This window comes from Variovorax sp. GW460-12-1-14-LB1 (assembly GCF_059423605.1).
Window position 1 is genome coordinate 13,747 of sequence record NZ_JBWKYF010000010.1, and the last position, 20,621, is coordinate 34,367.

The following is a 20,621-nucleotide window of genomic DNA, read 5'->3' on the forward strand; positions in this document are numbered from 1 at the left end:
ATGTTGCTAACGTTCACGCTACGGAATTCGTCAGATTTCGGGTGTGGATTCACTGTCAAAATTGCCGCCGCCACCCCTGGAGTCCATGCGCATCGCCATCCTTGAAGACGACCCGAACCAGCTCTCGCATCTCGTGCGGACACTCGAGCAGCTGTTAACAATTGGCGAGACGAATGTGACCTGCATCACGTTTTCGAACGGGTCGACCTTGCAACAGGCACTGCGGCGCGAAAGCTTCGATCTGCTGGTGCTCGACTGGAACGTGCCCGGCCTGGCCGGCGTCGAATTGCTGCAGTGGCTGCGCAAGTGGCAGACCGACAAGGTGCCGGTGCTCATGCTGAGTTCGCGCGCTTCCGAGCACGACGTGGTGCAGGCACTGAACCTCGGCGCCGACGACTACATCGTCAAACCTTTCCGACCGCTCGAACTGCGCGCCCGCGTGCAGCGCCTGATGGCCCGGCGCGTGCCGCTCGCGCCGTCCGACGGCGAGCGCTTCGGCCGCTGGGAGTTCGAACGGGTGTCGCAAAGCGTGCTGATCCACCCGGCCCCGGGCGACGACGCCGCGCCGCAGCGGCATGCCCTCACCGACCGCGAATTCAAGCTCGCGCTGACGCTGTTCCAGCACATGGGCGACACGGTGTCGCGCGCGCATCTGCTCGAAAGCGCCGGCTACAGCAACGAAGAACTGCCTTCGCGCACGCTGGACAGCCACATCTACCGGCTGCGCAGCAAGCTCGGCCTCGAAGCCGAAAGCGGACTGAGCCTGCGCACGGTGTACGGCCGCGGCTACCGGCTCGAGGCCACGCAACACGCACCGCAGGCGGATTCCTGATGGCGACGACGCACCAAACCCCGTTCCGCCCGCACCGCCTCCTGGCCTGCGCCGCGCTGCTCGTCGCCACGGCGGCGGGCGCGCAGTCGCCGCATGTGGTGAAGCCCGGCGAAACCCTGTGGGGCATCTCGGGCCAGCAGCTGGACACGCCGCTGCGCTGGCCCGAAGTGCAGCAGCGCAACCAGGTGGGCGAGCCCCGCCTGTTGCAACCGGGCACGGTGCTGTACTTTGCCGACGGCCGGCTCGTGCCCGAGGGCGCGGCGGTGGTCACCGCGGTCGAAGGCCGGGCCTCGCGCAAACGCGCGGGTGTGCCTGAACAGGTTCTCACGCCCGGCCTGCCGATCCAGGCCGGCGACACGCTCATCACCGGCACCGATGCCTTCGTGACCCTCGGGGTGGCGGGCGGCAGCCGCGTCGTGCTGCCCTCGCGCAGCGCGCTCGAGGTGCTGGCCATCGACGCCAATACCGTGCGGCTGCGGCTCATCGAAGGCCGCGTCGAATCGCAGGTGCACAAGCAGCAGCCGAACCAGCAGTTCGAGATCCGCGCGCGGTCGATGGGCCTGGGCGTGCGGGGCACGCACTTTCGCGTGCGCGACGAAGACGGCGTGCTGACCGGCGAAGTGATTTCGGGCGAAGTGGTGGTGCAGCGCACCGCACAGTCCGAACCGCCGCTCGTGCTGCGCGAAGGCCGCGGCGCGGTGCTGCTGGAGAGCGGCCCGTCGCAAGCGCAGGGCCTGCTGCCGGCGCCCCAGCTGGTGCCCGAAACGACGGCGCGCAACGACCGCACGTTCCGCTTCACGCCCGTTGCGGGCGCGCAAACCTACCGCCTGCAATTGGCGCGCGACGAGCGCTTCCTGCTGCCGGTGTACGAACAACGCGGCCCGGGACCTTCCTTCACGGTGCCGGCGGAACTGCCATCGGGCCTGTACCAGCTGCGGCTCACGGCCTTCGATGCCGCCCGGCTCGAAGGGCTGCCGGGCGACGGCACGGTCTACCTGCCCACGGTCGAAGGCGGCGCGGGCGGCCAGAGCACGTCGACCGCACTGCCCGACGGGCGCGTGGAGGTCCGCTGGCCGGGCATCGCGGGCCAGCGCTACACCTTCGAACTCGCGCGCAGCCCCGACTTCGCCGTGTTGCTGGTCAACGAGCCCGCGGTCTATGCCACCGGCATGACGGTCGGCCCCTTCGCGCTCGGCGGGCGCTACCACTGGCGTGCACGCCAAGCCACCCCCGACGGTGCGGCATCCGCAGCGACCGGTTTCGGCGGAAGCTTCGACATTCCGGCGCGCTGAAGCGGGGCCACGCGCATGCGCCTCGTCGTCGAACGCCTGCTGATGGCGCTGCTGCTGCCGCTGGCCATGCTCGGCCTGGCGCACCGCCCGGGCCTGCTGCAGATGGATGCGTACATCCACGACCGCCTGCTGATCCTGGCCTCGCACCGGGCGTCGGCCGACATCCTGATCATCGCCATCGACGAGCACAGCCTGCGCGAACTCGGGCGCTGGCCCTGGAGCCGCGCGACCCACGCGCGCCTGCTCGAACGGCTCGCGCCGGCGGCACCGCGCGCGGTGCTGCTCGACCTCTTTCTGACCGAGCCGAGCGCCGACCCACGCGAAGACGCGCACCTGGCGCGGGCCATGGGCCTGCTGCCCGTGTACCTGCCGCTGCTGCATGCGAGCCCCCTGGCTTTCACGAGCCACGAATGGCCGGGCTTCCTGCCACCGCTGCCGGACTTTGCCGCCCAAGCCCGCGGCGTGGGGCATGCCGGCCTCGCGCCCGACACCGACGGCGTGGCGCGCACGCTGTACCTGCTCGAGGGCTATCCGAACCAGCTGCAGCCCTACGTGGGCGCGCTGATGGCGCAGCGCGTCCCGCCGGCCGTGGTCGACCCCGAGGCGACGCCGGTCGACTGGTTGCGCCAGAGCCCGCTGCGCCTGCTGTTCGCCGGCCCGCGCGGCAGCTACCGCACCGTGCCCTACGTGAGCGTGCTGCGCGGCGAAGTGCCCGCCGAGCTGCTGCGCGACAAGCTGCTGCTCGTGGGCGCCACCGCGCCCGGCCTCGGCGACCAGACGCTCACGCCCAACGCCGGCATCCGCGGCGTGCTGCCCGGCGTGGAGGTGCATGCCAATGCCATCGACAACCTGATGCACGGACGCAATGTGAGCGTGTCGCCCCCGCTGTGGCACGCGGCCTGGACCGTGGTGCCGCTGTGGCTCGCGCTGTGGCTGCTGCTCCGTCGGGGCCGGCACGCGCTGCCGATCGCCGCCGGCCTCGCGAGCGCGTGCCTGCTGATCAGCGGCGTCGCCATGCTGGCGTGGCACCACTGGCTGCCGCCTGTGGCGCCGATGCTCGGCCTGGCCATCCTCTACCTGCTGTGGAGCTGGCGCCGTCTCGAATCGCAGTTCGTCTACCTGCGCAAGCGCGCACAGGTGCTCGACGCCCTCCCCGGCGGCACCTTCGAAGTCATGCCGGCCCGCTCGCCGGCGCCTGCCGATCCGGCGGAGCATCCCAAGCAGGCGCTCGACCGCGCCATTGCACGCCTGCGGCGCATGCAGCAACTCATGGACAAGGCCATGCAGGCGATGCCCGTGGCCATGCTGATCTGCGACGAAGAGGGGCGCATCGGGTCAGGCAACGCGGCGGCCTTCCGGCTGCTGGGCGCCGGTGCCATGCCATCGCACGAGGACGATGGCATGGCACCGCCTGCGCTGCGCGGCGCGCGCCTGCCCGAGCTGATCGCGCCGCTGGCCGTGCCGCCCGCCAGCGGCACGCCGGCCCGCACGGACGCCGCCCACTGGACCGACCGGCTGCACGGCGAGTACGCGACCCCCGACGCGCGCGTGTTCCGCCTGGAGGCCGCGGCCTTCAGCGGCGACGCGCCCGAAGACCGGGGCTGGGTCGTGATGCTGCCCGAGCTCACGGCCGAGCGCGAAGCGCAGCGCCAGCGCGACGAGTGGCGCCAGTTCCTGTCGCACGACCTGCGCAGCCCGCAGGTCACGATCCTCAGCATCCTGTCGATGCATCCCACGGCCGATGCCGACATGCGTTCGGCCATCGGCCGCGAAGCCGAGCGCACCCTGGCGATGGCCGAGGGCTTCATGGATTTCGCGCTGGCCGAATCGGACGACTACCGCTTTGCGGACACGCACGTCGGCGCCGTGCTGCTCGATGCCAGAGACCAGGTGTGGCACTACGCGCAGGCCCACGGCGTGCGCGTCGAAGCGCGCATCGACGACGCCGCCGGCGACACGATCCTGCGCGCCGACGGGGCCTTGCTGACCCGCGCCATCGTCAACCTGCTGAACAACGCCATCCGCCACAGCCCGTCCGGCCGTCGCGTGGAATTGGGCATGGCCATCGAACCTGGCGTGGACGCGGCCAGCGTCCGGATTTCCGTCAGCGACCAGGGCTCGGGCATGACGCCCGGACAGCTCGACGCCCTGCTCCATGCACCGCGCGGCCGGCGCGCCCCCACCGCGCCGGAAGCCGCCTCCGGCGAGACCAAGGGCACGGGCACACGGCGCATGGGCCTGGGCTTTTCCGTCGTGCGCGCGGTGGTCCAGAAACACAACGGCACCCTGGGCGCGGACAGCACCCCCGGTGCCGGCACCACCGTCTGGCTGCGGCTGCCCCTGCCCGGTTCGCGCCTTAGCACATCGAAGTGACGGGTTTTCCAATCCCGATGGGGACAATGTTGTGGAAAACCGTGTGCGCAGCGCGCGAAACCCTTGCCTGGCGGGGCCTGCAACACGGTGCCTGCGAAACAGGCAGCGACGCTGAAAAACCTGGAGAAATATTTTTCTCGGCGTTTTCGCCACACTTTCGGCGGCGAATCGGGACGCGCCGCAGCACCGGCGGGACCACCGCAACGCTCAGTCCGAGGGCTCGCTCGCCGCACCGTCGGCGAGCATGGCCGCGATGGTCGGCGCCTCCAGCCCGGCTTCGGCCAGGAGGCGGCGCGTGTCCGCGCCGCGACGCACCGGCGCGCGCAGCGAAGGCGTCAGCGGCTCGCTGGACGTGAAACCGATGCCTGGCACCGGCACCCGTCGCGCGCCGTTCGGCAACGGAAGCTCCACGTGCGGCCAGTCGCGCGCCATCTGTGCCGCCGCCTGTGCGGGGCGCATCACCGGCGTGGCGGGCACGCCGTGGCGGGTCAGCAGCGCATCCCATTCGGCCGTGCTCCTTCCACCCAGCGCCTGGCCCAGCAGCGCCTGCGCGCGCGGCACGTCGCGCAACTCGGCGGCTTCGTGCAGTGACGACAGCAGCGAGGCGTCCGTACCGGTTTCGCGCAGCGCGTTCAGCAGCCCCCTCGCCTGGTCGGCCGCATTGCAGACGATGGCCAGCTGGCCGTCGGCCACCTCGAAAGTGCCCGACAGCGGGCTGCCGGAAAACGCGGTCGATGCGCTGCGCGGCATCTCCATGCCGCTGACCAGCGGCCCCGCGTAGGTGGGCGCCATCAGCGTGAGCGCCGCGCCCATCATCGACACCTGGAGCCATTCGCCGCGCACGCGCACCTCGCCGTTCGACCGGTCGCGCCGGTAGAGCGCGCTCATCACCGCCAGCGCGGCCTGCTGGCCCACGGCGTAGTCGACGAGCGGAAAACCCACCCGCTGCGGCTTGCCGTCGCGGTCGGCGTTGGCTGCCATCAGCCCGCTCGCGGCCTGGATCACGTGGTCGTAGGCGCGCCGGTCCGATGCAGGGCCGAAGCCGGTGATCGAGCAGACGACCAGCTGCGGATGGCGCGCGATCAGTTGCTGCGGATCGAAGCCGAGCGCCGCCAGCTTGCCGGGCCGGAAGTTCTCCAGCAGCACATCCGCGCTGCCGATCAGTTCGCTCAGCGCCTCTTTGGCCCGCGGGTCGCGCGCGTCGATGGCCAGCGAGCGCTTGCCCGCGCCCTGCGTCACGAAGGTCTCGCCCAGTCCGAGGGCGGTCAGTTCGGCGTCCAGGCCCTTGGCGCGAATCATGTCGTCGCCGTCGGCGCGCTCGATGCGGATCACCTCGGCGCCGAGCAGGCCGAGCTGGTAGCCGGCGAAGGGGCCGGCCAGCACGTGGGTCCAGTCGATGACGCGCAAGCCGGCCAGGGGTGTGGGGGTCGATGTCATCGCGTCACTCCGGCTTGACGCCACTGTTCTTCACATAGCGCGCCCAGCGGGCGATTTCTTCCCGGGCGAAGCGGCGGCCCTCTTCGAGATTGAACGCCAGCGGCTGCGTTCCGCTGCTGGCGCGCAGTTGCACCGACTCGGGCGATGCCGACGACTTGCGAATGGCCGCATGCAGCGTCTCGACGATGGGCGCGGGCGTGCCCGCGGGCACGAACACGGCGGTCCATCCGGTGATCTCGAAATCGGCAATGCCTTGTTCGCGGAAGGTGCCGACGTCCGGCGTGGCCGGATAGCGTCGCGCGGCGGCCACGGCCAGCGGCTTCAGCTTGTTCCCGTCGATGAAGACCTTGGCCACCGACGCGTCGGAGAACGCGAAGTCGATGTGCCCGCCGGCCAGGTCCGCCAGCGATTGCGGGTTCGACTTGTAGGGAACCGTGACGGCGTCGATGCCCGCCGACTTGCGAAAGATCTCGCAGGCCACCTGCGTCACCGCGTTGCCGCTGCCGCACCTGAGCGCGTTCGGATGGGCCTTGCCGTAGGCCATCAGGTCGGCCAGGTTGCGCCACTTGGCGCTGGCCGCGACGTACAGCGAGATCGGGCTGGTGCCCAGGCCCGCCACCATCTCGAACGACCCGGGTTCATAGCCGAGCCTGGCCGGGAAGAACGAGAAATTGACGGCGTTGGTCGTGGCCGAGCCGATCAGCAATGTGTACCCGTCGGGCTTCGCGCGCGCGGCCGCCGCCGTTCCCAGCGCGCCGTTGGCGCCCTGCTTGTTGTCGACGATGACGGGCGTCTTCAGGATGTCCGTCAGGTCCTTGGCCAGCACGCGCGCGCCGATGTCGGTGCCGCTGCCCGCGGCGAACGGAACCACCAGCGTGATGGGGCGCGAAGGATAGGCCGCTTGTGCGCAGGCCGAGGCAGTCCCCAGGGCCCACACGGCGCACAGGGCGCCCAGGAAGAAAGAACTGCGAAGCATGAGGGGTGTGTCTCCTGGTGATGTCCGGGCTGAACGATAGGTTGCCGCCCGGCGCGCAGCAACCTACATTCCGTGGCGACCTTTTCCACTTTGGAAAACCATGAACTTGAATGACCTCCATCTGGCCGTGGTGATCGCGCGCGAAGGCGGGCTGAGCCATGCCTCGGCCTGCCTCGGCATTTCACCGGGCACCCTGAGCAAGGCCGTGACGCGGCTCGAGCGCGCCACCAAGGTCAAGCTGTTCGAACGGCTGGCCCGGGGCATGCGCCCCACCGAGCTGGGCCAGGCCTTCCTGAAGCGGGCGCAGCGCATCGACCTGGACGCCGCCGACCTGCATGCGGAACTGCGCGACCTGCGGCAGGCGCGCGCCGGCGTGCTGCGCTGCGGTGTCGGCGACGGCATTCCCGACCGCTGGGTGCTGCCGGTGGTGGCCGCGCTCATCGAGCGCGGGATCCGCGTGGACCTGTCGGGTGGCAACTCCGACTCGCTCACGCGGGCCGTCGCCATGGGCGAGCTGGAGTTCGCCCTGACCGGCCTGCACAAGAAGCCGGCGGCCGCGCTGGCGTGGGAAGGCCTGCGGGACGACCCCCTGCTGCCCATGGCGCCGATCGGCCATCCGCTGGCACGCACCCGGCGCGAGGTGGGCTGGGACCAGCTCGCGCAGGCGCGGTGGATCGTCATGGCGCCCGGCACCTCGACGCACACCGAGTTCGAAGCGAACTTCCGCGCACACCGGCTCGACCCGCCCGAGCCGGTGGGCACCTCGCGTTCATCCCAGCGCGAGCTGGCGTTGGTGCGCTCGCTGGGCGCCTTGATGCCGGTGCCGCGTTCGGTGCTGAAAGAGCCCCCGGTCGCGGCGCAGTTCGTGCCGGTCAGCCCCGTCGGCGGATGGCGATCGACCCGTCGCGTGGGCATCGTGCGGCGCGCCGGCGGCTACCTGAGCCCCTCGGCATCGCAAGCCATGGAGGCGCTGGAAGCCATCCTGCGCAAGGAGCGCTGACGACTGGAGGCGCAAGGCGAGGCGCGCCGCGTGCGTTAGGCTCCACGATCCCTTCAACCCCTCCTCCCATGTACATCGAAGAACGCATCCACATCGCCGTCCCGCCCCGGGTCATCGACCGCATCTGGAGCGAGGTCGACCGATGGCACCTGTGGGACCCGGACACCAAGCAGGCCCGGCTCGACGGCCCCTTCGCCGTGGGCACCAAGGGCCGGATCGTTCCGCAAAAAGGCATGGGCGTTCCGATGGTCGTCACGGAGCGCTCCGAGGGCCAGTCGTTCACCGCGCAGGGCTACATCCCCCTGTTCCGCATGCACTTCAAGCACACGGTGTCTGCAACGGACAGCGGCTCGGACGTGGTGCACCGCGTGTGGTTCACCGGCGCCCTGGCCTTCCTGTTCGGGCCGGGCGTCGCCAAGCAGGTTCGGCACGGACTGCCCCGGACCATGCTGTCGCTGAAGGCCTATGCCGAGCAGCGCCACGCCACATCGGGGTCCGCCGACGCCCCCTGAAAGCCGCCGCGCGCTGGCATCGCACCGCGAATTCCAGCGCGCCCGCAAATGAAGGCGCATCATGGGCCGATGAACATCCAGCTCGGTTTCGAGATCGCCTACCAGTTTCCCCGGCCGACGCCGATGATCCTGGCCCTCAGCATTCACTACTCGCGGGCCTCGGACCTCCTGCGTCCGGACCACCTGCTCACGAAACCGGCCGTTCCCACCACCGCGTACCGCGACCTGTTCGGGAACTGGTGCACACGCCTGGTCGCCCCCGCGGGCCGCTTCGTGCTGAGCACGGACACCGTGGTCCACGACAGCGGCGCACCCGACATCGTCGTGCCCTCGGCGCCGCAGGTGCCGGTGGAGTGCCTGCCCGAGTCCACCCTGCTCTACCTGCTGGGCAGCCGGTACTGCGAAACCGACCTGCTGTCCGACTTCGCCTGGCAGCGCTTCGGCAACGGCCCGACCGGCTGGGGCCGCGTGCAGGCGGTATGCGACTTCGTGCACCAGCACATCGAGTTCGGCTACCCGCATGCGCGGCGCACCCGCTCGGCGTTCGAAGCCTTCAAGGAAGGGCAAGGCGTGTGCCGCGACTATGCGCACCTGGCCATCACGCTGTGCCGCTGCCTGAACATTCCGGCCCGCTATTGCAGCGGCTACCTCGGCGATGTCGGCACGCCGCCGCCGCACGGCACGATGGACTTCGCGGGCTGGTTCGAGGCCTTCCTGGGCGACCGCTGGTACACCTTCGACGCGCGCAACAACGTGCCCCGCATCGGCCGCGTGCTGATCGCGCAAGGGCGCGACGCCAGCGACGTCGCGCTGTCCAACACCTTCGGGCCCAACGAACTGGATGGGTTCAGGGTGTGGTGCGACGAGGTGCAGTGAACTGAATCGCCGGTCGCACGCACGCGGCCGGGTCGGCCCTCCGCCAACGCCCCGCGCTACGCGCTGCCCCAGCCCCCGCCCAGGGCCTTGTACAGGTTCACGGTGTTCACCGCCGCCTTGAGCTGCAGTTCGATCAGCTGCTGCTGCCCGGTATACAGCTCGCGCTGCGCATCCTGGCTGGAGAAGTAGTCTTCCATGCCGCTGCGAAAACGCGTGCGCGAGATGCCGGCCACCTTCTCGAGCACCTGCACGCGCGCCTGTTGGGCCTCCAGCTGCGGCTGCAGGTGGTCGCTGGCGATCAGCGCATGGGCCACCTCGCGAAAGGCGACCTGCGCCGCCGATTCGTAGCCGGCCATCGCGGCGGCCAGCCGCTCTTCGCTGGCGCTCACGTTGGCCGACCGGCGGCCCCAGTCGAAGATCGGCAGCGACACGCCCAGCACGCCGGCCCAGCTGCTGTTGCCGCTGCTGAGCAGGGTCGACAGCTCCTTGCTGACGCCGCCGGCCAGCGCCGTGAGCGAAATGGTCGGCAGCATCGCGGCCTTGGCCGCGCCCACGCCGGCGTTGGCGGCCTCGACGCGTGCATAGGCCGCGAGCAGGTCGGGCCGCCGCTGCAGCAGGCTCGACGGCAGGCCGGCCGCGACCTGCGCCGTGGAACGCTCGGGCCAGGGCTGCGCGCTGCCCGTCTCGGGCGGCACGGGGCGCCCGACCAGCACGTTGAGCCACTGCAGGTCCTGCGCGACACGCATGCGGTATTCCTCCTGCCGCACGCGCGCGGTCTGCAGCAGCGACTGCACCCGGTACACGTCGAGCTGCGCGGCGCCGCCCACGGCGCGGGCGCGACCGATCGTGTCGGCATTGGCGTTCAGCGCGGCCTCGTTGGACTCGGCCAGCGCGAGCAGGGCACGGTCGGCACGCAGCGTGAGGTAGGCGTTCGACACCTCGCCCACGAGGTTCATGCGCGCGGCGGCGTGGTCCTTGTCGCCGGCCTCGGCGAGCGCGCCGCTTTGTTGCGCGGTGCTCTGCTGCCGGCCGAAGAAATCGAGCTCGTACGACATCACGCCCGCCTGCACGTCGAAGCTGTTGGACACGCGCCCGTCCGACGGCAGGTTGCCGACCGGGCTGAGCGAGCCCTGCGGCGTGGTCTGCGCGCGCTGGGCATGCGCCGACAGGCCCAGCGCCGGGAAGAGCGAAGCGCGGTTGCCCGCATAGTTCGCGCGCGCCTCGCGGGCCTTCGCGGCATAGGCGCGCAGGTCGCGGTTCTGCTCGAGCGCGGTGGCGATCAGGCCGCGCAGCTCCTCGTCCTGCACGAAGCTGCGCCAGTCCACGGGCTGCGCGCCCGGTGCCGTCGTGCCCGCAGGCCATTGCGAAGGCACCGTCAGGTCGGGGTCCTTGAGCTGCGGCGTGAGGTTGCACCCGGTCGTCACCAGCACGATGCACACCGCCAGCACCGCGAAGAGCAGGCGCAGCGACAGCCGCGCAAAGCCCGCGCCCGGTGCGCGCATGCCCGCACTCGCGAACAGCGCCGACGCCGCCTGCCAGGGCCGCACCTGCACGGCCACGTGGCTCGGCGGCACGTTGAAGACATGGCGCACGAGGTCTTCGCGCTGCGCCTCGGTGGCGGCGAACTTCAGCTCGGCGCCCGCCCTGCCGCGCGCGGCGAGGTGGGCCGGCAGCCAGCCCACAGGCTCGACATGCACCTCCAGCGGCTGCCCGACGCGCAGGCGCTTGAGCGGCCCCCGGCCTTCGAGCAGCGCGCCGTCGGCCGCGATGTTGACGAAGCGCGACTCGCCCTCGCCCGCCGCCGTGCGCACCCGTGCCCGCGCACGCCAGGGAAAGCGCTCTTCCTGCTGCGGGCGCGGCAGGTCGACGCAGGCCATGAGCGCACTCAGGCACAGCACCAGCGCGATGCCGGTCCATACGAGGTTGAGCTGGTCGCCCGGCGTCAGCGCCTCGCCGCCCAGGGCCGCCATCGCGGCCGCCCCCTGCAGCGCCACCAGCAGGCCGCCGAAGACGGCCACCAGCTTCCAGTGCACCACCGTGCGCGAGCGGTCCAGCCCCTTGGCCGTCACCTTGAACGGATGGCCGAAGGGCTTCAGCATCGCGCGCGCCAGCGTGCCGCTCACGGCCATCGCCGCCACCAGCTGGCTCACCTCGCTGAACACGGGCAGGCAGCGGCGCTGGCTGATCCAGTAGCTGTAGGCCCAGAACATCACGAGCGACGGCAGGCCGTAGGCCGCAAAGGCCTGCGGCGTGGCATGGAAGGCCGAGACGCCGGCATACCAGTACAGCGCCGGCGCCAGCAGCACCAGCACCATGAAGGGCTTGCCCAGCCAATGCAGCAACCCGTGCAGGAAGTGCAGCCGCGCCGACAGGCTGTAGCCCGGGCCGCGCAGGGGCCCGTCGGGCAGCAGCGCGAGCTGCACCGTGCCCAGGCACCAGCGGCTGCGCTGGTTGATGTAGTCGATGATGCTCTCGGCCGACAGCCCGTTGGACAGCCGCTCGCCCAGCCAGCGCGTGATGCGGCCGTGGCGCAGCAGCAGGTAGGTGGTGTGGATGTCTTCGCACACGCTGCCCACCGGGAACCCGCCGGCCTCGGTGATCGCGTCGCGCCGCACGATGAACGAGGTGCCCACGCAGAACGCCGAATCGACCGCGTCCTTGGCGGGCTGCAGCACGTCGAAGAACACGCGCTGCTCGTCGACCCAGCTGTCGGTGGCGCGCAGGTTGTGCTGGATGGGGTCGGCGTTGTAATAGAACTGCGGCGTCTGCACCAGCCCCACGCGGCGGTCCTCGAACAGGCCGAGCATGCGGTAGACGATCTGGCGCTGCGGCGCGAAGTCGGCGTCGAGCACGAGGATGAACGGCGCGTCGGTCACGCCCGCGGACAGGCGCAGGCCGTTGTTGAGGTTGCCGGCCTTGGCGTGGCGGTTGTCGGGTCGCCGCGCGTAATGCACGCCGCGGCGCTCGCAGTACGCGCGCAGCCAGTCGCGCCGCGTGTCGTCGAGCACCCAGACGTTCAGCCGCGGGTAGTCGATGGCCTGCGCGGCGATGATGGTTTTCTCGAGCACGGCCAGCTCTTCGTTGTAGGTGCAGATGAAGACATCGACGGCCGGCACGTCCTCGCCGCGCGCATGGCGTTCGCGCAACGCGGCCTCGCCCCGGTCGGCCTGCGCGCGGTTGTCGCGGCGCCGCATGAGCATGTGGATCGACATCAGCGTGTAGACGATGGCCGTGAGCTCGAAGCCCAGGAACACCCAGGCGAACAGGGTTTCGAAGCCCAAGTCGGAGGGCGGCATCGTGGCGACCACGCGCCAGACGGCGTAGCGCAGCAGCAGCAACGCGGTGAGCGCGCCGAACAGCACGCGGTGGGTGATGCGCTCGACCCTGGCCCAGGTCATGAGGAGCAAGGCGAGCCCCCCGACCAGGGCGTTGAGCTGGAATTCCGGTGTGGCGATCAGGCTGGACATGAGGGGGCTTCCGATGCGGCGGTCTTGCCGGTGAAGGGGTTGAAACCCGTGGCGGCCAGGGCGATCCAGGCGGTCGCGCCCAGGTGCGGCCAGCGGTAGTAGAAGAAATCGGCACCGGTCGAATCGGGGCCGATGGCCAGGCCGGTAGCAATGCGCGCGCTCGGCGTGGCGTAGTACAGGCCGTTGCCGGCGCGCTGCGAGGCCAGCAGCTGCCACAGCGCCTCGGGCGCCGCGCCCTTGCGGGCCACCAGCGTGGCGGCCGCCTGCGCGCTGCCTTCGGTCCAGATGCCGTCGGGCTCGCGCGAGAAGCCGTAGCCCGCGCCGACGCGGTGGTGCTTCTCGACCCAGTCGAGGCTGCGCACCCAGGCGCAGGAGCCTTCGGGCGCCGCGAGCAAAGGCCACAGCTGCGCATCGAGGCCGGAGCCTTCGGTGGAGATCGTGGCGCCATCTTCCTTGGTGCCGATGTGAAAGCGCTGCTCCGACGGGTTCCACATGCGGCGCACGAAGTCGAGCGCGGTGCGCGCCTGCCTTTGCTCCGCCGCGTCGGGCTGGCCGTCGGCGCGCACCGCGCGTGCGGTCCACGCCGCCGCCATGGCGATGTCCAGGTTGTGCTCGGTCGACTTCCAGGTCTGCGCGCGCTGCGCGTGGTCCCAGCCGTGGCGCCCGCCGTTGTAGCCGTCGGGGCCGTTCCGGGCGCGCGTGTTCTGCTCGGTCCAGGCCAGCAGCCGTCGCGCGGTCGCCAGGTAGGCGGGCGTGGGTTCGGCCTGGTGCAGGTTCAGCAGCAGCAACGCGGCCCAGGCCACGTTGCCGGTGGCGGTGCTGACCTGGTAGGCATCGGCGATCCACTGCTCGCGCCCCGCGTCCCAGCGACCGGGCAGCGCGGGCTTTTCCTCGGTGACCGGGCCCGCGCGGTAGGCATTGCGCACGCGCCCGTCGGGCATCGTCTGGTCGTGCGCCACCGCCCGCACCACGGCGTCGCCGATGCGCCGGGCCGCGGCGCGCTCGCCGCACGCCAGCAGCGCGATGCCGGCCAGCGCGTTGTCGTAGGTGAAGCCAGCGCCCGCCAGCGCGGGCTCGAACGGCGGCTCGCCCTGTGCGTTCGCCGGGCGGTAGCTGGTCAGGAACAGCGGTCCCGACGTCGCGCCGCCCTGGTCGTGCGCGACGGCGCGGCGCAGGCCGTCGCAGCTCTCGCGCGCAAGGGCCTTTTGCGTGGCGCCGGGTGAAGGCGAAGGCGCGGCAACAGCAGCGACGCCGGCAAGCGCCATCGATGCGGCGGCGCACCGTGCCACGGCACGGAAAGAGAAAGGGATCGACATGGCGTTCTCGGTGGGCTGCGCGACATGCTTTCTCACGCCTTGGCGAGGCTGGCCGAGACCACCTTGCCCGGCACGCACAGGGTCTGGCGGCTGCCGTCTTCCGAGGGCGGCGGTTCGGGCGCCTCGATGCGCGCCACCGCATAGATCGAGCCCTGCTCGGCAAAGGGGAAGGGCACGCTGTACGTGCTCTGCAGTGCGTCGGAGGCCACGGGCAGCAGCTGCTCGACGCGCGCCTGCACGTCGACGTTCTGCGCCACCTTCACGTCGAGCTTGGAGCCGACGCTCAGCCGCTTGGCCAACCGCGCGGGAAACACGGCGACGACGCCGATCCGGCTGCAGTCGGTCACGCGCACCAGCGAGGAGCCTGCCGTGACATACGCGCCCTCGGGCGCCAGCACCGTGTGCACCATGCCGGGCTGGCTCGCCTTGACCTCGTAGGCGGCGAGCTTGTCGACGCGGCGGCGCTCTTCGTCCTCGAGCTGCGTGATCTGCGTGAGCTGCTTGACGATCGCGGTGCCGTCCTGGCGCGCGCGGTCGCTGCTGTTGCGCAGCGCTTCGCGCCGGCTCGCGAGCGTCTGGAACAGGCTGTTGCCGCTGGTGCCCACGAAGGCGCCCTGCCCCGCGCTCGCCACCGTCTGCGCCTGTCCCGCGAAGGCCTGCTCGGCCACCGCTGCATTGGCACGCGCGGTGCTCAGCTGGGCCTCGGACGCGTTCATCACCTGTTCGCTGATGGCGCCTTCTTTGAGCAGCGCTTCGTTGGTGCGCACCTTGTTCTCCTGCTCGGCCACCACGCTGTGCGCCACGTCGCGCTGGCGCTGTGCGATCTCCCAGGCGTCCCAGGTCTGCGCCAGCGAGGCCTGGCGGGTCACCTGCGCCTGCTGGCCGATGGAGCGCATCTCCTGGCTGTCGGACCTGTACTGGTTGCCCAGCTGCGACAGCTGGCTCTGCAGGGCCAGGCGCTGCGTGGTCAGCGTGGTGAGGATCTCCTGGCTGACGGTCGGGTTGCGCACCGTGGCCACCAGCGTGCCGGGCGCCACCGCATCGCGCGTGCGCACCGCCATCTGCGTCACCACGCCGTTGATCGGCGAGGTGACGATGCCGACCGGCGCCTGCAGCACGGCCCGCGTGGCCTGCGAGGACAGCAGCGGCTCGACCAGCGTGGCGACCATCAGCCACAGCACGAAGGCCAGCAGCGCATAGGCCGCCAGCTTCGGAACGAAGGCGCCCCGCTGGCGCCGGGCAATTCCGGCACCCGGGGCGCGCGGTCGGCCCGGTTCCGACGGAAAAGGAATGGGTCTGGACACTCGCATAACCACCTCTTGGAAACATCGACGGCATGCCGGCGAACGGCATGCCGTCTGGTGAAGAAAGAGACTTGACTCAACCTCCCGACCCCTCGGTCCGCGCCTTCGATTTTTCGTGCTGCGGTGCAATAAAGGTACGCCCAAAGCGCGGCCCGTCCTGCTTCCGGGAGAAACAAGATGTGCGAACTTCACATCTACTTTTCGGCTGCAGACCGGGCGAAGTCCTACATAGGTGTTGCGGCGGTGGGGGTTGACACGGGCTGGGCGTGTCGGCACGCGCGGAACAGCGCGCGATCGCGTTTGTCTCGAAGGCCCGCGGGCATGGCGCGGGGCGAGGTCCGATGAAGCGGCCCGCTGCGCGCGCGGCGTCGACAACGCGGCTTCGGCGTCGCGTTCAACAGGCCGTAACGATATTGCCGCGATTGGTCACAGCCGCCGCGGGGGCGATGTGGCGGGCACGCATCAGCGACGGTCATCAACCCCGGCGAGCCCCATGCCCTTCGCGACATGGGGCTGCGGCATGCGCGCGTTCTTCCTTTGCACCACCGGCTTTTCGGCGGTTGTCCTACACCTTGGGCCGCGCAGAAGACTAGACCTGTAGCTGCGCCGGATCAGTGCCGTGCGCACCCCTTTTCCTGCCATGAACCAGGCCGCCCAACTTACTTTTTCTTCAAAGGATTCCAGATGCGAAAAGTCAACGCTGTGATGACCCGCGATGTCGAGGTCATCAGTCCCGACGCCACCCTCGCGGAGGCCGCCAGGCGCATGCGCGACGGCGACTTCGGGATGATGCCGGTGGGCGAGAACGACCGCATGATCGGCGCGATCTCGGACCGCGACATTGCCGTGCGCGGCATCGCCGAAGGGCACGACGGCAACGCCAAGGTGCGCGACGTCATGTCGGACGGCATCCGCTGGGCCTACGAGGACGACGCCGTCGATCATGCGGCGCAGCTCATGGCCGAGCACCAGATCCGGCGCCTGCCCATCGTCAACCGCGACAAGCGGCTGGTGGGCATCCTGGCGCTGGCCGATGTCGCGGTGAAGGAGCCCAAGGTCAAGCCGGCCGCCGAGGCGCTGTGCGGCATCTCGCAACCCGTCGAGGCCTGAGAAGGTCTGACCAGGCGAGGTCCTTCACCCCGATTCACTGTCCCTTCCCTTTCTTCCTGGAGGACTTGCCATGCACGTCGCACCTTTCCACCTGCTCGCAGCCGCCGCCATCGCGGCGAGCCTCGCCGTGACCGGTTGCACGGTCACCCGCCCCTCCGGCGCGGCGAACGACATCCCGGCCTCGTCGGCATCGGCCATCGACGCCCAGGTCGACGCATCGCTGGCCCGGCTCTATGACACCGTCGCCGGTTCGCGCGCGCTCGTCGCTGGCGCGCAGGGCGTGCTGGTCTTCCCGTCCGTGGTGGGCGGAAGCTTCGGCATCGGCGCCGACTATGGCCGCGGTGCCCTGCGCAGCGGCGGCCGCACGCAGAGCTACTACAGCACGACCGCCGGCTCCATCGGCTTCCAGGCCGGTGCGCAGTCGAAGGCCGTGTTCTACGTGTTCACCTCCAGGGAGGCGCTGGACAAGTTCCGCCAGAGCCGGGGCTGGACGGTGGGCGTCGACGCGACGGTGGCGCTGGCACGCTACGGTGCCAACGGCGTCGTCGACAGCAGCACCTTCCGGCAACCCGTGGTCGCTTTCGTGATGACCAATGTGGGCCTGGAGGCGGGTGCGTCGGTGCAGGGTGCGAAGATCACCGAAATTCGACCTTGATACGGGCATGGCATGACGGGCAGCCGGTCGGAAACGCCGTCGACAAGGAGCGCCCGTCATCATGCTCAACGGAGCCGAAGCCCACCCGATCCAATCTGCGACGCGCGCGTTGTTCGACCGCTATGAGCGGGAATTCAATGCGGGGCTGACCGGCGAAGCCGACCTCGAGGCCGTGGCGGCGCTGTACGCCGCGTGCTTCATTGCCGCCTCGCCCGCCGGCGTCTTCACGGGCAAGAACGACGACGAACTCAGGCGCGTGTCCGCGAAGGGGTTCAAGCATTACCGCGACACCGGCGTGCAGCGGATGAACGTGCGCAACCTGGACATCTCGGCCATCGACGAATTGCACGGGCTCGCCCACGTGGCATGGAGAGCGATCTACAAGGTCGACGGCGCGCAGAAGGTGATCGACTTCACCAATGTCTATCTGGTGCGGCTCGAGGGCGGCACCGCGAAGGTGTTCGGCTGGATCACCGGCGATGAGGCCGAGGTGCTGCGGCAACACGGCATCGCTTGAGAGGCTGCCGGGCGCCGAGGAATGTTGGCTGGAGCGGGTGAAGGGAATCGAACCCTCGTCAGTTGCTTGGGAAGCAACAGCTCTACCATTGAGCTACACCCGCAGCAGGCGCGGATTCTAACGTCAGTCCAGAAGACGCCTGAACTCAGGCACCTTCACAGCGATTCCCAGCGTTTGCGGACAACACCCATGTTCTCGATCAGGAACGCAGGCGCATCGAATCGAGAGTGGAAAACCAAACTCTGCTGCGTGTCGACAACCGCAGATACGGACCGCCATCCATGGCCCTCAAACAACTGCGGGCTAGGCATTGGACCGTCCTCAAACCAGTGCTTCAGCTTATTGATGTAGAAGAGCAAATCGATAGTTGCGCGCTGCCCAAACAGATAGCGTTTCTGGTCAAGTCGATTGAGTTCTCCAAGCACGAGAATCCCCGCATCCGTGGGCGTGAGATCCTCTGCCGTGTACGTCTCTGCGGGGGCCCGTCCCTCTTTGGCCATTGCACGGAGCCGGGCGGCTTTGACCTCGTCATGTCGACGTCGTCCTGAATCCAGGATTTCCTTCACTTCAAAACGGGCATCGCGAAAGACCACGTCGGGAGGATCGCTCTTGAAGGCGAATATCTCTGACTCGTCAGCGCCGAAGTGAAGATTGGTCAGAAAGTCGACAGTGACGTTCCACTCGCGCCAGCTTTTGAAGTCTCGCGCAAATCGATCGTCATCCTCGCCCGGAGGGTCGGGGATGTATCCATCGGGAGGTGCAATCGTCGTCATCCGGCGAAGTATCACTCTTCGCCGCAAGGACGGCTCGGCATGCACCGAGCCATTCTGCTTGTTCACCGTCCGATGAGTTCCTTCACGATCGTCGATCCGCTCAGAGCCGCTAAATGGATGACGAATTGCCAGCCTCTTGCCCTGTGCTCAGGCATTGGATTCCCCCATCCCACTGCCGTCCATCGTGTGCTTCGGGCGCCCTTCGGATAGAAGCGCGGCCACGCGGCTGGCGTCCAGCGACAAGTGCAATGGAATGGACCTACTCGCCCATGTCACTGAAATCGAGCGGAGGAGCGGAAACGCGAGGCCCAGTCTCACTATGAATCCACTCGTAGAGTTGATGCCTCAACTTGAGAGCATTGAGGGCATCGTTCACGCGCTGCTCTCGAGCCTCTGCAGCAGCGGCTCGCTTCGACGAAACAAGGTTCACGCCCCATAGTTGTTTCAAGGCCATATGCGTGTACGAAAGCTCACGCTGAATCGTCAGCAAATCTTTAAGAAGCTCGGGCGGGATATCTTTCCCAACCAGCGTTTGCAGGGTGGCAAGCAAGTCAGTGACCCGCTCCGTCCGGAGGCGAAACGCTGCTCCAACATTCGCGCGAAGCTTCCCTGCGATATAGCCCATGGTTTGAGCAGCCTCGTCGCATGCTAGGTAGCAAGAACGCGCGATTGCGAGTCGGGATTCCCTGTGCCGATGACCCTCGTCCTTCTTTTGCTGCCGCTGTTGCCGCAGCGGTATGGCAACTGCCACACCAATCGCCGCGACGGATCCCACCGCCTGCACCCAAGCTGGCGCAGCCGACCCCAGAAAGTTCGCGAACCAAGACCAGCCCCCGGCGGCTATCAGCCCCAACGACACCAGTAGCAACGCGAGTCCAGAGGCACCAAGTGCCGAGGCCCATTCGGGTCCTTCTTCCTTCATCTCCGCCTCCATCATTTGATGGGAGGGAGTATCGCTGGCTCAATCCTCAAGATCCAATTGATGCCCAGCCCGAGGGTGCCCGCGCGTCTGGCCACGAGGACTCCGTATCTCTCCTGGTACGCACAGCTCCGGAAGCAAATCAACCTGTGGGGGGCTGGAAAGCCAAACCCATGGATTTGATGCGTCGAATTCAGGAGAAAAAACTGTGACGCGAATACTAGTTCGCGGCGAGCAATTCGAAGGTACCTTTCGTGCCCACGCTGGCACCGGAACTCCACAGCCTGAATTTGGCCGCCCAGAGATCGAGACTGTTGCCTGCTGGTACGGGGATATCGTTTACGTGGAGTACGTCAGATCCCGTATTGGAGAACCGGTAGAGCATCGCCCGAGGGAGTCCTTGAACGGGAATGAACTCTCCTGCGGGCTCCAGATGAAACGTTCCTGCGATCGTCATGCGCGCTCCTTGGTTGGAAGGCCTGAGTATGCCGACCAAAGCGCAATAGCTCAGGTCTGCAGCGCATCCCTTCGCAGCCGCAGCGCCGCGCGCCCTTGCGGCGTGATGAGCAGGACGACAGCGACGCGCGGGCCCGTGCCGCTGGCGGCCGGTGGCAGCACGGCTTCGATGAGGTGCGCGGCGACCAGCATCGTCGCGCAGTGGATGTCGGCTTCGTCGCGGACCGCCATCGGGAACGACGCGTCTTCGATGCGCTCCAGAAAGTCCATGGGCATGGGAAAACTCCTCGGGAAACGAGGCGCAGTCTAGGTCGTTGCGCCCCCGAAATGCGGGTCCAGATAGGTCGCTTTTGTAACCAAATCGACAGGTCGCACGGTGCGAGCGCCGTGCGAGAACTTTCGCCCGACAGCGCCTCGCCACCCGCGTCTCAGCGCGGTGCACGCATCCGTGCGAAATCGCCGCAGGCCAGCACGATGGGCCCGTGCGGATCGGCCCGGAAGCGCGCCACCGCCGCCGCCGAGATCACGTCGAAATGCCGCTTGCAGGCATGCAGCGTGTGCTCGCCGATTTCCTTCGCGCCGAGCGCATCGTGCAGCACGTCTTGCGAAATCTGCGCCAGCACGCGCGCGCCGTCGGGACCGTCGGGGTACACGGCGAAACGCACCGTGGCCGTATCGAAGCAGTAGATGCCTTCGAAGTCCATCTCTTTGTCTCCGTCACCATGGGGTCAGAATTCGGCGCGCGCGACGCGGCGCATGGTGATGGACTGGCGCGCATGTTCGGGAAGGAAGCGGCCTACAGCTTC

General features: G+C 69.0%; 19 protein-coding genes and 1 tRNA gene. 9 read left to right on the forward strand and 11 right to left on the reverse strand.

Annotation, left to right across the window (positions count from 1 at the left end):
* Window positions 1-85 precede the first annotated feature (85 nt).
* From AC07Y4_RS07395 to AC07Y4_RS07405, 3 genes are read left to right on the forward strand one after another with little or no spacing between them, the layout of a single operon-like run.
* Complete coding sequence (locus AC07Y4_RS07395; RefSeq protein WP_062474555.1) at window positions 86-832, forward strand: response regulator transcription factor; 747 nt, start codon at window positions 86-88, stop codon at window positions 830-832.
* A complete protein-coding gene (locus tag AC07Y4_RS07400; RefSeq protein ID WP_487847176.1) occupies window positions 832-2,124 on the forward strand; it encodes a FecR family protein in 1,293 nt (430 codons plus the stop codon). The genes AC07Y4_RS07395 and AC07Y4_RS07400 overlap by 1 nt, the downstream gene beginning before the upstream one ends.
* A 15-nt stretch (window positions 2,125-2,139) precedes the next feature.
* Window positions 2,140-4,497, forward strand: a complete 2,358-nt coding sequence (locus AC07Y4_RS07405) for a CHASE2 domain-containing protein (protein ID WP_487847177.1) — start codon at window positions 2,140-2,142, stop codon at window positions 4,495-4,497.
* A gap of 207 nt (window positions 4,498-4,704) precedes the next feature.
* Here the strand turns inward: AC07Y4_RS07405 and AC07Y4_RS07410 are convergent, their stop codons facing one another.
* Together AC07Y4_RS07410 and AC07Y4_RS07415 are read right to left on the reverse strand one after the other, a co-directional pair.
* The gene (locus AC07Y4_RS07410; RefSeq protein ID WP_487847178.1) at window positions 4,705-5,934 is read right to left on the reverse strand and encodes a CaiB/BaiF CoA transferase family protein; all 1,230 of its coding nucleotides are present in this window, start codon (window positions 5,932-5,934) and stop codon (window positions 4,705-4,707) included.
* A gap of 4 nt (window positions 5,935-5,938) precedes the next feature.
* Window positions 5,939-6,910 (reverse strand): Bug family tripartite tricarboxylate transporter substrate binding protein, encoded by a 972-nt coding sequence (locus AC07Y4_RS07415; RefSeq protein ID WP_487847179.1) that lies wholly within the window; start codon window positions 6,908-6,910, stop codon window positions 5,939-5,941.
* A gap of 100 nt (window positions 6,911-7,010) precedes the next feature.
* On the opposite strand from AC07Y4_RS07415, the gene AC07Y4_RS07420 reads away from it, so the two are divergent.
* The 3 genes from AC07Y4_RS07420 (at window position 7,011) to AC07Y4_RS07430 (ending at window position 9,298) form a co-directional block, all read left to right on the forward strand.
* Entirely contained in the window at window positions 7,011-7,910 is a 900-nt protein-coding gene (locus AC07Y4_RS07420; RefSeq protein ID WP_095744966.1) for a LysR family transcriptional regulator, read from the forward strand.
* A 68-nt stretch (window positions 7,911-7,978) separates the two neighbouring features.
* Entirely contained in the window at window positions 7,979-8,422 is a 444-nt protein-coding gene (locus AC07Y4_RS07425) for an SRPBCC family protein (protein ID WP_487847180.1), read from the forward strand.
* A gap of 69 nt (window positions 8,423-8,491) precedes the next feature.
* Window positions 8,492-9,298: a transglutaminase-like domain-containing protein gene (locus tag AC07Y4_RS07430; protein ID WP_487863349.1), complete on the forward strand. Its 807-nt coding sequence runs from the start codon at window positions 8,492-8,494 to the stop codon at window positions 9,296-9,298.
* A 56-nt stretch (window positions 9,299-9,354) separates the two neighbouring features.
* On the opposite strand, the gene AC07Y4_RS07435 is transcribed toward AC07Y4_RS07430, so the two are convergent.
* Genes AC07Y4_RS07435 through AC07Y4_RS07445 form a run of 3 tightly spaced genes read right to left on the reverse strand, consistent with a single transcriptional unit; the run spans window position 9,355 to window position 15,391 of the window.
* Window positions 9,355-12,765 carry an efflux transporter outer membrane subunit gene (locus tag AC07Y4_RS07435; protein ID WP_487847182.1) on the reverse strand — a complete coding sequence of 1,137 codons (3,411 nt, stop codon included), beginning with the start codon at window positions 12,763-12,765 and terminating at the stop codon, window positions 9,355-9,357.
* Window positions 12,753-14,081 (reverse strand): hypothetical protein, encoded by a 1,329-nt coding sequence (locus AC07Y4_RS07440; RefSeq protein WP_487847183.1) that lies wholly within the window; start codon window positions 14,079-14,081, stop codon window positions 12,753-12,755. The genes AC07Y4_RS07435 and AC07Y4_RS07440 overlap by 13 nt, the downstream gene beginning before the upstream one ends.
* Before the next feature lie 32 nt (window positions 14,082-14,113).
* The gene (locus tag AC07Y4_RS07445; RefSeq protein WP_487847184.1) at window positions 14,114-15,391 is read right to left on the reverse strand and encodes an HlyD family secretion protein; all 1,278 of its coding nucleotides are present in this window, start codon (window positions 15,389-15,391) and stop codon (window positions 14,114-14,116) included.
* A gap of 678 nt (window positions 15,392-16,069) precedes the next feature.
* On the opposite strand from AC07Y4_RS07445, the gene AC07Y4_RS07450 reads away from it, so the two are divergent.
* The 3 genes from AC07Y4_RS07450 (at window position 16,070) to AC07Y4_RS07460 (ending at window position 17,667) form a co-directional block, all read left to right on the forward strand.
* Window positions 16,070-16,495, forward strand: a complete 426-nt coding sequence (locus AC07Y4_RS07450) for a CBS domain-containing protein (RefSeq protein WP_062480639.1) — start codon at window positions 16,070-16,072, stop codon at window positions 16,493-16,495.
* Between the two features lie 70 nt (window positions 16,496-16,565).
* Window positions 16,566-17,150 carry a BPSL1445 family SYLF domain-containing lipoprotein gene (locus AC07Y4_RS07455; protein WP_062480641.1) on the forward strand — a complete coding sequence of 195 codons (585 nt, stop codon included), beginning with the start codon at window positions 16,566-16,568 and terminating at the stop codon, window positions 17,148-17,150.
* A 61-nt stretch (window positions 17,151-17,211) separates the two neighbouring features.
* Complete coding sequence (locus AC07Y4_RS07460; RefSeq protein WP_487847185.1) at window positions 17,212-17,667, forward strand: DUF6841 family protein; 456 nt, start codon at window positions 17,212-17,214, stop codon at window positions 17,665-17,667.
* A 29-nt stretch (window positions 17,668-17,696) separates the two neighbouring features.
* On the opposite strand, the gene AC07Y4_RS07465 is transcribed toward AC07Y4_RS07460, so the two are convergent.
* The 6 genes from AC07Y4_RS07465 to AC07Y4_RS07490 all read right to left on the reverse strand — a co-directional run bounded on the left by AC07Y4_RS07465 (window position 17,697) and on the right by AC07Y4_RS07490 (window position 20,519).
* Window positions 17,697-17,770: transfer RNA gene (locus tag AC07Y4_RS07465), tRNA-Gly, on the reverse strand.
* A 52-nt stretch (window positions 17,771-17,822) separates the two neighbouring features.
* A complete protein-coding gene (locus tag AC07Y4_RS07470) occupies window positions 17,823-18,506 on the reverse strand; it encodes a DUF1780 domain-containing protein (protein ID WP_487847186.1) in 684 nt (227 codons plus the stop codon).
* 193 nt (window positions 18,507-18,699) lie between these two features.
* Window positions 18,700-19,362, reverse strand: a complete 663-nt coding sequence (locus tag AC07Y4_RS07475) for a hypothetical protein (protein ID WP_487847187.1) — start codon at window positions 19,360-19,362, stop codon at window positions 18,700-18,702.
* A 217-nt stretch (window positions 19,363-19,579) separates the two neighbouring features.
* The gene (locus AC07Y4_RS07480; RefSeq protein WP_487847188.1) at window positions 19,580-19,816 is read right to left on the reverse strand and encodes a hypothetical protein; all 237 of its coding nucleotides are present in this window, start codon (window positions 19,814-19,816) and stop codon (window positions 19,580-19,582) included.
* Window positions 19,817-19,866: 50 nt separating this feature from the next.
* On the reverse strand, window positions 19,867-20,091 hold the full coding sequence (locus AC07Y4_RS07485; RefSeq protein WP_062472399.1) for a hypothetical protein: 225 nt from the start codon (window positions 20,089-20,091) through the stop codon (window positions 19,867-19,869).
* 152 nt (window positions 20,092-20,243) lie between these two features.
* Window positions 20,244-20,519, reverse strand: a complete 276-nt coding sequence (locus AC07Y4_RS07490) for a hypothetical protein (RefSeq protein WP_070059283.1) — start codon at window positions 20,517-20,519, stop codon at window positions 20,244-20,246.
* Window positions 20,520-20,621: the final 102 nt, after the last annotated feature.